We start from the raw sequence: 12,519 nt of genomic DNA on the forward strand, positions 1-12,519 counted from the left end.
GGCCCGGCAAGCCGCCGTCAGGACCTGGTCGGCGGCGGCGCGTGAGGCGCGGCCGTGGAGGGCTTGTCGGCCTGCGCCTCGGCCGAGGATGCGTCTGCCTTCCCGTTCGACGGCGCCCCGTCCTTCGGCCCGCCGCGGTCGCCGCCATCGGGATCGCGCGGATCGCCCCCGGCCTCGCCGCCATCGCCCGCCTCGGCCGCCTCGCCCGGATCGCGCGCATAGACGGTGCGCTGCGGGTTCGCGATGCGGATGCCGCGCTCGGCGAACAGCACGGCGATGCGTCGGTTGAACTCGCGCTGCACGCCCCAGCGTCCGCTGTCGCGGCACTGCACCTGGCCCGACATGGTGATCGCCGAGCCGTCCACCGAATCGACGCCCCAGTAGGCGAAGTCCGACAGGATGCCGTCCTTGTATTTCGGATCCTCGCGCAGCGCGGCGCCGATCTCCTTGAGCGTCTCCACCGCGCGGTCGATGTCCTCGCTGTAGAGGATGCTGACCTTCACGGCCGCGTTGCCGAGCCCGCGATTGGTGTTGTTGACGGTGGACACCGAGCTGAACGGCACCGTGTGCAGCGAGCCGTCGCCGGCGCGCAGCCGCACGGTGCGGATCGACAGGTATTCGACGGTGCCCGACACGCCCGCCAGCGTGACCCAGTCGCCCACCTGCATCGCGTTCTCCATCAGCAGGAAGATGCCGGTGATGAAATCCTGCACGAGCTTCTGCGAGCCGAAGCCGAGCGCCACGCCGAAGATGCTCGCGCCGGCCAGGAGCGGCCCGACGTTCACGCCCAGCTCGCTCAGGCCGGTCAGCACCACCACCAGCGCGATCAGCACGAACAGCAGCGAGCGCAGCATCGGCAGCAGCGTGCGCAGCCGCGCGGCGCGCATCAGGTTGCCCTGGTGGGTCCAGCGGTCGAGGCGCCGCTCGATCGCGATGTTCGCGCTTTCCCACACCAGCAGCGCGACCAGCGCGGCGATCGCGATCGTCACCAGCGCGGAGGCGAGGCGGTGGCCGATGGTGCCGGCCTCGAACGCGCGCGCGACCGGCACGCCCCAGATCTGCAGCAACAGCAGCAGCGTGACGATGCCGACCACGCCGGACACCACCTGCCGCAGCAGCGGATAGTAGCGATAGGCATGGCGGTGCATCACCGTGCCGTGGTCGCTGCCGTGCCGCTCGAACAGGCGCGCGAGCGCGCCGAACACCACGATCGAGACGATCCGCATGCCGATCATCACGGCGATCGAGCGTCCGCCCAGCGCGATCAGCACGTGGTAGCCGTTGTGGACGTCGAGCGCCCAGACGAACCAGAGCGCCATCACGATGAAGACCGCCACCGGCGCCCAGGCGTCGGCGAGCGCGTTGCCGAGCACCGCGAGCGAGGGCTGTCCGCTACATTGCGCGCGAATCCAGGCGGCCACCGGCCGGCTGCACTGCAGGATCAGGATCGACACCATCACGTGGCCGATCAGCGCCACCGCCTTCATCAGCGCGACGTGGCCCGCGTCGCTCAGGCCGAAGCTGCCGGCCGTCTCGACCACCGCCGAGCAGGCGCCGATCACGATCACGATGCGGCGGATCCAGTGCTGCGTGAACGCGGCCCAGGTGTCGCCGATGTGCAGCAGCCGCAGTTGCGGCGCGTCGGGCTGGAAGAACAGGCGCGAGACGATCGCCACGGCGCGGCAGATCACGTAGATGTCCACCAGCGAGCCGATCGCGTTGGCGGCGGGCGTGTCGTCGTCGGTCAGGATCGACATCATCAGCGTGGCCACGCCGACGAACACCAGCAGCGGAATCGCGCGCAGCGCGAGGCTCACGAGCGCGCGCGGCATGCGCTGCAGCAGCGTGCTGTGGCGCAGCGCATGGCCGCGCCCGCGCGTGGCGTGGGCCGCGCGCTGCGCGTGGTCGGGCTCGTCGGGATGCGGCGCGGGGCTCGCGCCGGTGCCGGCCGCGGCGAGCGTGGCGGCGTCGGCGGGCGTGGCGGCGTCGGCGGGGGTCGGCGACGGGGCCGACGGCGATTCGGCCGCCGATTCGGACGACAGCTCGCCGACCAGCCCGCCGCCGGCGCGGCGCGCGGCCAGTGCCGCGAGCGCACGCCGCAGCAGCCGGCGCGCGAGCCATTCGATCAGCAGCGCGGGGGCCAGCGCGGCGATGATCAGTTGTAGGAAGCTGGCAAAGTCGGCGCGCTCGTTGGCGTGCGTGAGCTTGGCGCGCCACCACGCGCCCACCGAGCCCACGTCGAGCAGCGAGCGCATCGAGTCGCGCAGTGCGTTGCCGATCTGCGCTGCCCAGTGCGAGCCCTGGCGCATCAACTGCGAGGCGAGCCCGTTGCTGAGGAACGCGGTGGGGCTCGAGGCGGCCGACGCGGCGCTCGCGGCCGAGGCCGCACTGGCGGCGCTGGCGGCACTGGCCGGTGCGGCGGGCGTGCTCAGCGCGCCGGCGGCGGCGATCGCGCGCAGCGTCGATTCGAACTGCGCGCGCTGGCGCGGGTTCTCGAGCACGGTGAGCGCCTGTTGCGCCTGCTGCGGCGTGAGCGGCGGCACGGCGGTGGAGGCGGCCGAGGCGGGGGCCGCGGCGGGTGCGGCCGCCTGGGCCGACGTGACGACGATGGCGAGCAGCCAGCCGAAAAGGATCTGTCGCATGTTGGGCGTGGTGGCCGCGCGCACGACGCGCCGGCCGATCGTGGAAAACGAGGAGGAAGTTAACATGATCGGACCCGGCACCGATTAGTTCCGCCGGATGGCGCGCCGCGTGCGGCGGCGCATCGGGCGCCGTGCCGCGCTTCCCGGCGCGGTCCCGTATTTGGCCGGATGGAAGCCGGGCCGGCGCCGTCGCGAACGCGCTGGCCGGGCGGGCGTGCGTTGCGAATCAAGCGCTTGCCGTCGCCGGCGGCAGGCGGACCGCCGCGCCGGGCGGGCTTGCCGGGGCGGTCCGGAGCCCTGGCGAAAGCCGGCTCGCCGCGCCGGCCTCGCGGCCCGTCGCGCGAGGGGCGGGCGCGAGGACGCAAGAGACGTGCCGCGTCGCGCATCGGGGCGGCATGGCCGTGCCGGCCGCGTGGCGCTTTCATGACGGCGCCCGGATTGGTTGCGGGCGCAACGATGTCGGCCGGGGCATCGGGCACGGGCCGGTTCGCCCCGGCCTGTGGAATCCCGTCTCCATGACCCGAAACGCATGAAGAAATTCGTTGCGAAGCACGTTATATTGGCGGCCTTCCTGCAATGATTTCGATCAATCGGACCATGATCCGCGAACTGAAAACCTTCCTGTCCGTCGTGCGCCACGGCACGTTCGCGCGTGCCGGCGCGCAGGTCGGCCTCACGCAGTCGGCCGTCAGCGCGCAGATCCAGCGGCTCGAGGACGAACTCGGCTTCGCGCTGTTCGATCGCACCGGCCGCTCGGCCACGCTGAACGCGGCGGGCCGGCGCACCGTCGAGCGCGCCGAGGTGCTGCTGGCCGCCTACGCGCGGCTCGCCGACCAGGGCGCGGCCGGGCAGGACAGCGGCCTGCTGCGGATCGGCGCGATCGCCTCGGCGCAGACCTCGCTGCTGGTGCGCACCATCGTGCCGTTTCGCGAGCGCGCGCCGGGCTGGCGCGTGCGCGTGATTCCGGGCGTGTCGCTGAACCTGCTCGCGCAGGTCGATTCGGGCGAGGTGGACGGCGCGATCCTGATCCGCCCGCCGTTCGCGCTGCCGGCCGAACTGAAATGGCATGCGCTCGCGCACGAGCCGTTCGTGCTGCTGGTGCCGCGCGCGCTGCGCCACGACGGCGCCCGCGCGCTGCTCAAGCGCGAGCCGTTCGTGCGCTACGACCGCAACTCGTTCGGCGGACGCATCGTCGATCGCTGGCTGCGCAAGGTGCGCGTGACCGTCCACGACGTGGTCGAACTCGACGAACTGCAGGCGATCGTCGAGCTGGTTGGGCGCGGCGTCGGGGTGGCGCTGGTGCCGCTCGCGAGCGCGCTGCGCCTGCCGCGCACGGTGGCGGCGCTGCCGCTCGGCGGCGAGCCGCCGACGCGCGAGATCGGCTACGTCGAGCGCACGGCCGGCGAGCGGCCCGCGGCCGCCGCGGCGTTCGCCGAATGCCTGGCGGCGGCCGCGCGCGAGCCCGTGCCGCATTCATGACGCGGCGAGTCGGGCCGGGCGCGAGGCCCGGAATCCGCTGCCGATCAGCCACGCACTAGTGCATCGGACTGGCCGCTCATTGTTCTGCATCAAGAAATACTGTTGTCACGATTTAAGCGTTAACCCTAGGTGTTGATGCGCCTACACTGCATTCCATCGGTTGCGAAACAGCTCGCACCGAACACACCAACACCCAGGAGGTATCGATCATGAAGAACCTGATCCAGGCCGTTGCCGTTGCCGCCGCACTCGTCGTTCCGGTTGCCTCGTTCGCCCAGGCGCAGTCGAACGGTCCCGTCACCCGCGCACAGGTGCGCGCCGAACTGGTGCAACTCGAACAGACCGGCTGGCGCCCGTCCGCCGGCGCCGATACGCGTTATCCGGCCGACATCCAGGCCGCCGAGCACCAGGTCGCGGCAGTCAACGGCGTGGACACGAGCGGCTACGGCGGCGTGAGCAACGCGACGCAGTCGGGCAGCCGCCCGGTGGTGTCGAAGTCGGACTGGGACGCGATGTATCGTCATCCGTGATCGATCGCGCCACGTCAGGCTCGTCTCGCTGCCGGATCGATCCGATACGCGAATCGCGTGATCGTTTCGCGATCGAGCGGCAGGTGAAAGAAGGGCGGCCCATTCGGGTCGCCCTTGTCGATTGGAGGTCGCTGCAAATCACATGGCCGGGCTGATGAACACCTCGCCCGCCTCGCCGCCCACCCGATGCACCGCCGCGATTCCGCCCGCCTATACCGGAATTCGCGCGCGCGTTTGATGCATTCGGTTTCTGGCTTCATTCCCCGCTTGCTGCAAGGCGCCGCGCACGCCCCCGGGCCGCGCATCCGCATCGCCTGAAACCCCGGCACCGGCGCGCCTTTTGCGCGAATCCGCCGGGCCACTTCCCGGATTCGAACCGAGCGTCGTCCAGCCATCCGGCACTAAAACTGTCGCCTCCAGCCGACAGTGACGATGAAAACGTTTACGCATGACAACCAGCTGGCTATATTTCACCAAATATTACGAAGCCAGCCATGGCTCCGGTCACCACGGAGCCCGGCACTCTCCCGGCGCGTTCCGCGCAGCGGCGAGGGGCGGCCACCGGTCCGATCGACCGGCTGCCGCCGACGGGGGCCTCGGCTGAATCCAGCGAATCGTTCGACCTGATCGCGCATGGCCCGGCGAGGCGCCGTCACGCGCGCCGTTTTCGCTTCGTGCCAGTTGCGGCGCCGCGCGCGGCGGCCAGGTCCGGCCGGTTCGTTTCATCGCGTCGCGAGCGCCGGCCCGCCGGCCGTCAGCGTCGTTTCATCATCAGGAATCGTCAGGAACAGGAATGAAGAAGACCATTGCATTGGCGGCACTCGGCGCGTTCGGCGCGTCGGCCTACGCGCAGAGCAGCGTCACGCTGTACGGCGTGATCGACGCCGGGGTGACCTATACGAACAAGGCCGCCACCAGCACCGGCCACAGCGACCTCGTCAAGTACGGCGACGGCGTCGCGCAGGGCAGCCGCTGGGGCATCCGCGGCTCGGAAGACCTGGGCGGCGGCCTCAAGGCGGTCTTCGTGCTCGAGAGCGGCTTCAGCAGCGGCGACGGCACGCTCGGCCAGGGCGGCGCGCTGTTCGGCCGGCAGGCCTACGTCGGCCTGTCGAAGGCCGGCGTCGGCGCGCTGACGTTCGGCCGCCAGTACTCGTTCTCGACCGACGTGATCGGCGCGAACTACTCGGCCGGCAGCCAGACCGTGGCCGGCAACTACGCGTACCACATCAACGATCTGGACCAGCTCACCTCCAGCCGCATCAACAACGCGGTGAAGTTCACCAGCGCGAACTTCGCGGGCCTCACGTTCGGCGCGCTGTACGGCTTCTCGAACTCGACGAACTTCGCCGGCACGCCCACCACCACGGTCGGCACCACCACCACGCAGGGTTCGTCGAGCACCTACAGCTTCGGCGCGAACTTCGCGCAGGGGCCGGTCAGCATCGGCGCGGCCTACACCAGCATCCGCTTCCCGAACGCGGCCGCGCCGGCGTTCAGCGTCAGCATCGCGAACGTCAACACGCAGGGGCTGCGCAGCCTCTCGACGGTCGGCGTGGGCGCGCGCTACACGCTCGGGTCGGCGGTGGCCTGGGCGAACTGGACGCACACGCAGTTCCAGCCGCTGCTGCTGCCGTCCTCGACGCTGAACAACTACGAAATCGGCGGCAAATACCAGCTCGCCACGCCGCTCGCGGCCAGCCTCGCCTATACGTTCTCGGACCTGGGCGGCACCTTCGACGGCCGCTGGCACCAGCTGAGCGGCGCGCTCGACTATGCGCTGTCCAAGCGCACCGACGTCTATGTGCTGGCGGTCTACCAGCACGCGGCCGGCAGCAACACGGTGGCCGGCCGCGTGGTGCCGGTGCAGGCGGAGATCGGCTCGTCGTCGTCGTTCCTCGGCAACGCGGGCGCGAACTCTCAGTTCGCCACGCGCATCGGCCTGCGCCACCGCTTCTGATCGGGCGGGACGCAGCGGGCGCGGCGTGAGCCGCGCCGATGCAGCAAAAAAAACGCGGAACCGGCGACGGTTCCGCGTTGTCGTTTTCGCGGGCAGGGGAGACCGAGGGGATCGAAGCCCCGCCGCTTCAGCGGTTGACGAGCTGCTTCGGATAGGCGAGCGCGAGCGCGCAACCCACCAGCATGCAGGCGGCGAAGCCGTAGAGCCCGGCGCTCTGCGAATGGAACGTGTCGCGCAGCCAGCCGATGAAATAGGTGCTGCCGAAGCCGCCGAGGTTGGCGAGCGAGCAGGCGAACGCGATCCCGCCCGCGGCGGCGGCGCCCTTCAGGAACATCGACGGCAGCGACCAGACCACCGGCATCGCGGCGGCGGCGCCCGCGTTGATCAGCGAAAACAGCAGCAGCGTCATCAGCGTGCCGTGCGGCGCGCCGGCGGCGGCCACCAGCGCGACCGCCGCGATCGCGAACGGCACCACAATGTGCCAGCGGCGCTCGCGCGTGCGGTCCGAACTCGCACCGCAATAGAGCGTGGCCAGCACCGCGGCCGCGTTCGGGATCACCATCAGCCAGCCGATCTGGTAGGCGTCCTTCACGCCCGTGTCGCGCAGGATGGTGGGCAGCCAGAAGCTCACCGCGTAGAGCCCGAGCAGCACGCACAGGTCGATCATGCCGAGCGCCCAGACCTTCGGATCGCTGAACGCGCGCGCGAGCGCGTGGCTCTTGTTGTCGGCCGGATCGCCGTCGAGGTTCGCGCGCAGCGCCTGCTTCTCGTCGGCGTCGAGCCAGGCGGCGGTCTCGATCGAATTCGGCAGCCAGCGCAGCACCGCGAAGCCGAGCACGATCGACGGCAGCGCCTCGAGCAGGAACAGCCACTGCCAGCCGCCCAGCCCGTGCAGGCCGTCGAACGCGCGCATGATCCAGCCCGAGATCGGGCTGCCCACCATGCTCGACAGCGGCAGCCCCACCATGAACAGCGCCACGATGCGCGCGCGGCGCGCGTCGGGATACCACTGCGTCAGGTACAGCAGCACGCCGGGCAGGAAGCCGGCCTCGGCCGCGCCGAGCAGGAAGCGCACCACGTAGAACTGCATCGGCGTCTTCACGAACAGCGTGGCGCCCGAGAGGATGCCCCAGGTGATCATGATGCGCGCGATCCAGAGCTTGGCGCCCACGCGCTGCAGCACCAGATTGCTCGGCACTTCGAACAGGATGTAGCCGGCGAAGAACAGGCCCGCGCCGAGCCCGTAGATCGAGTCGCTGAACTTCAGCGCGTCGAGCATCTGCAGCTTCGCGAGGCCGATGTTGATCCGGTCCAGGTAGGCGGCGAAGTAGCAGAGGCAGAAGATCGTGACGAGACGGATCGTGACCTTGCGGTACAGCGCCTGCTGTTGTGCCGGTGCGGCCGGCAGGGCCGCGTTCGGATGAGTCGTTGACATGGGACTGCCCCTGTTCGGATGGATGGGGTTGGGTGGAAGCCGGCCGCCGCGTTCAGGTGCGCGGCGGCGCCCGGTAGTCTGTATATCACGCCATTTAATGAGCGTACACACTATAAAATTATTGCGCGCACGAGGCTCGAAAAGTGTCCTGCCGAAACCCGTTGTGTGGGTGGAATCCATTGTTTCACTAGGGGTTTCCATGAGGATCGGGAACGGTGCGCCGGTGTCTCGCGGGTTGGCCTCGCCGCACTCGAATAGTGCGGATTCGCATGAAAATGAAGCGTACACATTACGAATTGCTGCGGCTTCACGTTATGCATCTTCCGTGCCCGCGCGGTGGCGGCCCGCACGCACGCAAGGCTTGCGGGACGAAGTGCGAGGCAGGGCGCGGGTCCGCTTCTTGATCTGGTCGCGATGGCGCGCAGGGCGCCCGCGGAGCGCGAAAGTCGAGGGTGTACACTGCGTGTCTTTCGATTCCGGGCCGTCGGGCCGCCGCCGTTCATGCCGTCCTCCAAAGATTCCTACGACTTTCACGACCAGATCGGCCACCTGCTGCGGCGCGCCTACCAGCGTCACGTCGCGATCTTCCAGGAGGCGATCCCCGATTCCGACCTGACCGCCGCGCAGTTCGTCACGCTCTGCACGGTCAAGGAAAAGAAGGGCTGCTCGCTGAACGACATCGTCAAGACCACCGCGATCGACCAGGCCACCATCCGCGGCGTGGTGGAGCGGCTCAAGGCGCGCTCGCTGGTGGACGTGCTGCCCGATCCGAGCGACGGCCGCAAGCTGGTGGTGCGCGCGAGCGCGGCCGGCCTCGCGCTGATCGATCGCACCGTGCCGTTCGCGCGGCAGGTGACCGAGCGCACCTACGGCGCGCTGAACGTGGGCGAGCGCGTCGCGCTGCAATTCCTGCTCAACAAGATGATGGAAGGCGACGACGCCTGAGCGGCGCCGTGGCCTTTGCCGTCCCCCTGCCGTTTGCATGGGCCGTTGACCCCTTCGCCGCCGGCTGCGCGCCGGATCAGCGCCGCCCCGCCGGCGCCACCGGCTGCGCGTCGAGCAGCTGGCCGGCCTCGCGCAGGCCCGCGCGGATCGTCTCGGGATTGAACGGCGGCGCGCAGAAGCGCACGCCGGTGGCGTCGAAGATCGCATTGGCCAGCGCGGCCGGCCCCGGCACCGAGGCCGATTCGCCGGCGCCGAGCGGCGGCTCGCCCTGGCGCGGCATCAGCACCACGTCCACGGCCGGCAGTTCCGGAAACGTCAGGATCGGATAGCTGGCCCACTCGCGCGTCGCCACGCGGCCATCGACGAAGCGCACACGCTCCTTCAGCGAGCGGCTCAACACCTGGATCACGTTGCCGTGGATCTGATGGCGCACGCCGTCGGGATTGATCATCGTGCCGGTGTCCTGCCCCACCGTCACGCGCTCCACGCGAATCTCGCCCGTCAGGCGATCGACCACCAGATCCACCACCCATGCCGACCACGCCGCGCCGAAGCCGGGAAAGCGGCTATGGACGTAGCGCGCATAGGCGATGCCGCGGCCGCGCGCGAGGCGTGGCGAGTCGGCCGGCACGGGCTCGGGCCACGCCGTGCGTGGCACCCAGCCGGCGCGCGTCGCGACGGCCTGCAGCAGTTCGGCCGCGCGCGTGTCCGACAGGTGGCGCAGGCGGAATTCGAGCGGATCGACGCCGGCCAGCGCCGCGCATTCGTCGGCGAACGCGTCGTGCGCGAACGCGTTCGGCAGCGCGGACACGCCGCGAAACCATGACGAGCGCACCAGCGGCGCGAGGTCGTCGCAGACGAAGCGGCGGTTCGGGCTCTCGTAGGGCGACACGGCGGTGCGGTCGCCCATCTCGAACACGCGCGGCACGGCCGGCACCGTGCCGGTCAGCAGCGAGGCCAGCAGCGGCGCGTCGTTCGACGGATAGCGCGTGGCGAAATCGTAGCCGAGCAGGCGGCCGTCCTGGCTCACGGTGCCGGTCACGTCGACCACCTGCGCCGTGCCCTTCGGCTCCCACAGATGTTCGTCGGCGCGCGTGAGCTGCACGCGCACCGGGCGGCCGACCGCGCGCGAGAGCAGCAGCGCGTCGCCGCAGACGTCGTCGGCGCCGTTGCGGCCGTAGCAGCCGGCCGCCTCCATCCGCACCACGTCGAGATCGGCCTCGTCGCGGCCCACCAGCGTGGCGAGGTCGTAGCGCAGCGTGACCGGGTTCTGCGTGCCGGACCAGACGGTGATGCGCCCGGCGCCCGGCGCGCGATAGTCGGCCAGCGCGCAGGACGGGCCGATCGAGCCGTGCAGCTGGTACGGCCAGACGTAGGTGCGCGACAGCGTGAGCGCGCCCGGCGTCTCGCGCGCGGCGGCCACGTCGCCTTCCTCCAGCAGCGGACGGCGCGTGGCCGGCGCGGCCTCGATCGCGGCGCGCGGATCGTCGAGCGAGGGCAGCGGCGGCAGCGGATGCCAGTTCACGCGCAGCTCGCGCGCCGCGCGCAGCGCCTGTTCCTCGCGCTCGGCCACCACGCCGACGAAGTCGCCGAGCACCACTACGTCCACGATGCCGGGCAGGTGCGCGATCGACTCGCGCTCGACGCCGGCCAGCAGGCGGCCCACGAACGGGCCGCTGTCGAGGCCGCTGTAGGGCGGGCGCACCACGCGGCCGTGCAGCATGCCGGGCACGCGCATGTCGTGGACGAAGGTCAGCGTGCCGGTGGCCTTGGCGGGCAGGTCCACGCGCGGCGAGGCGCGGCCGATCACGCGATAGGTCGAGGGATCCTTGACGGGGGTTTGCAGATCGAGTTCGAGCGCGACGCGCCGGCCGGCGACCAGTTCGGCGAACGCGAGGCGGCGCGGGGCGGCGCAGGCGGCGAGCGCGGCGGCGCTATCGTTGCCATCGCCATCGCCATCGCCATCGCCATCGCCATCGCCATCGCCATCGCCATCACCTTTCACGAACACGCTGCCGCCGTCGGTGGCGAGCCGCGCGGCCGGCACGCCGAGCCGTTCGGCCGCGAGCGCGAGCAGCGCCAGGCGCGCTTGCGCGGCGGCCGCGCGCAGCGGCGTGGCCGAGATCTGGATCGTCGCGCTGGCGATGGTCGGCCCCTGGTTCGGCGTGGCCGCCGTGTGGCCCAGTTCCATGGTGACCTGCGCGGGCCGCAGGTCGAGTTCCTCGGCGACGATCTGGCCGAGCGAGGTGCGGATGCCGGTGCCGAGATCGACGTGGCCGTTGAACGCGAGCACGCGCCCGTCGTCGAGGATCGCGACGAACACTTCCGCCACCTCGGGCGTATACGACGACAGGCTGCCGGGCTGGCCGGCGGCCGGTTTGACGGGCGGCGCGGGGCGCCGGATCACCGTCAGGCAGCCATCGCGGGCGAGCAGTTCGGAGCGGTTCACGAGCCTGGGTTCCACGTGAGGGGGGAGGGCGGTTCATCGCACGAACCGGCTTCGAGGCGCCGCGCGGCACGCATGGCGCGGCGCCGGCATCCAGCAATCTAGACAGCCAAAACCTGCCGGTCAAACGGCGCGGCCGCACGGTGCATCGCAACGGCAAACCGCAACGGCAAACTGCAACGGCAAACTGCAACGGCAAACTGCAACGGCAAACCGCAACGGCAAACCGCAACGGCAAACCGCAACGGCAACATCACGACTGCTATCCGCCGCAACCAGCGACGGTAACGAATCGCGCCCGCCGCCGGCCCGGCCCGTTTTCCTGCGCGTTTCCAGCAGCACCGTCGCCGGCAGCGCATGAATCCGCTGCAAACGCCCGGCGCAAAAAACTCAACGCACGCCGGCGCCTGCCGCGTCGATCGCCGCGATCGCGTCGTCGAGCGGCATCACGGCCGCATACTTTTGCGCCATGTCGAACAGGTTCGCGTCGTGCGGGCCGATCGCACGGTCGCCCACGCAGTCGCTGAGCACGAATGGCCGGAACCCGAGCGACATCGCATCGACCACGCTCGCGCGCACGCAGCCGCTCGTCACGGCGCCGGCCACCAGCAGCGTGCGCACCGCGCGCTGCGTGAGCCACGGCGCGAGCTGGGTGCCGAAGAACGCCGACGGCACCTGCTTGCGCACCACCAGTTCGCCCGCGGCCGGCGTCAGTTCCGGCACGATCCGGCTATTCGGATGATCCTCGGTCAGCGTCGCCATGCCCGGCACCTTCAGCGAAAACACGTTGTCGTCGCTGCCGTCGGCCGCGTAGACGATGCGGCTGTGCGCGACCGGCCAGCCGCGTTCGCGCGCGACTGCCAGCGCCTGAGTCGTGCGCGCGATCGCGGCCGCGATGTTGCCGCCGCCGAAGGTGGCCGGATCGGCGAAGCCGACCACCAGGTCGACGATCAGCAGGCCGACGTTGCCGGCCGGCGCGAGCGGCGTGCCGAAGCCCTGCTGGCGATAGACGCCGGCCTCGGCGTGATCGGAGGCGGGGGCGGCGTGAAGCGATGAATTGGGTTGGCTCATGCGTGGCCTTTTCG

General features: G+C 70.7%; 9 protein-coding genes. 5 read left to right on the top strand and 4 right to left on the bottom strand.

Translation table 11 applies throughout. The features are described 5' to 3' along the window. Positions 1 to 17: 17 nt before the first annotated feature. A complete protein-coding gene (locus BpN12_RS20720; protein ID WP_246797947.1) occupies positions 18 to 2,642 on the bottom strand; it encodes a mechanosensitive ion channel family protein in 2,625 nt (874 codons plus the stop codon). A gap of 597 nt (positions 2,643 to 3,239) precedes the next feature. On the opposite strand from BpN12_RS20720, the gene BpN12_RS20725 reads away from it, so the two are divergent. The 4 genes from BpN12_RS20725 (at position 3,240) to BpN12_RS20740 (ending at position 6,608) form a co-directional block, all read left to right on the top strand. After that, positions 3,240 to 4,121 carry a LysR family transcriptional regulator gene (locus BpN12_RS20725; RefSeq protein WP_246797948.1) on the top strand — a complete coding sequence of 294 codons (882 nt, stop codon included), beginning with the start codon at positions 3,240 to 3,242 and terminating at the stop codon, positions 4,119 to 4,121. Positions 4,122 to 4,330: 209 nt separating this feature from the next. After that, positions 4,331 to 4,651: a DUF4148 domain-containing protein gene (locus BpN12_RS20730; RefSeq protein WP_246797326.1), complete on the top strand. Its 321-nt coding sequence runs from the start codon at positions 4,331 to 4,333 to the stop codon at positions 4,649 to 4,651. Between the two features lie 494 nt (positions 4,652 to 5,145). Continuing rightward, complete coding sequence (locus tag BpN12_RS20735; RefSeq protein ID WP_246797327.1) at positions 5,146 to 5,448, top strand: hypothetical protein; 303 nt, start codon at positions 5,146 to 5,148, stop codon at positions 5,446 to 5,448. Continuing rightward, positions 5,445 to 6,608, top strand: coding sequence for a porin (locus BpN12_RS20740; RefSeq protein ID WP_246797328.1), 1,164 nt, complete (start codon positions 5,445 to 5,447; stop codon positions 6,606 to 6,608). Before BpN12_RS20735 ends, BpN12_RS20740 begins: the two co-directional genes overlap by 4 nt. 127 nt (positions 6,609 to 6,735) lie before the next feature. Here BpN12_RS20740 and BpN12_RS20745 read toward each other — a convergent pair whose 3' ends face one another. After that, complete coding sequence (locus tag BpN12_RS20745; RefSeq protein WP_246797329.1) at positions 6,736 to 8,043, bottom strand: MFS transporter; 1,308 nt, start codon at positions 8,041 to 8,043, stop codon at positions 6,736 to 6,738. 501 nt (positions 8,044 to 8,544) lie between these two features. Between BpN12_RS20745 and BpN12_RS20750 the strand changes: the two genes are divergently transcribed. After that, positions 8,545 to 8,988 carry a MarR family winged helix-turn-helix transcriptional regulator gene (locus BpN12_RS20750; protein WP_246797330.1) on the top strand — a complete coding sequence of 148 codons (444 nt, stop codon included), beginning with the start codon at positions 8,545 to 8,547 and terminating at the stop codon, positions 8,986 to 8,988. A gap of 76 nt (positions 8,989 to 9,064) precedes the next feature. Here the strand turns inward: BpN12_RS20750 and BpN12_RS20755 are convergent, their stop codons facing one another. Together BpN12_RS20755 and BpN12_RS20760 are read right to left on the bottom strand one after the other, a co-directional pair. Beyond that, positions 9,065 to 11,437, bottom strand: coding sequence for a xanthine dehydrogenase family protein molybdopterin-binding subunit (locus BpN12_RS20755; RefSeq protein ID WP_246797331.1), 2,373 nt, complete (start codon positions 11,435 to 11,437; stop codon positions 9,065 to 9,067). 387 nt (positions 11,438 to 11,824) lie between these two features. Next, positions 11,825 to 12,505 (bottom strand): isochorismatase family protein, encoded by a 681-nt coding sequence (locus BpN12_RS20760; protein ID WP_246797332.1) that lies wholly within the window; start codon positions 12,503 to 12,505, stop codon positions 11,825 to 11,827. Positions 12,506 to 12,519 lie beyond the last annotated feature (14 nt).

The organism is Burkholderia perseverans, from assembly GCF_022870505.1.
Lineage (GTDB): Bacteria > Pseudomonadota > Gammaproteobacteria > Burkholderiales > Burkholderiaceae > Burkholderia > Burkholderia plantarii.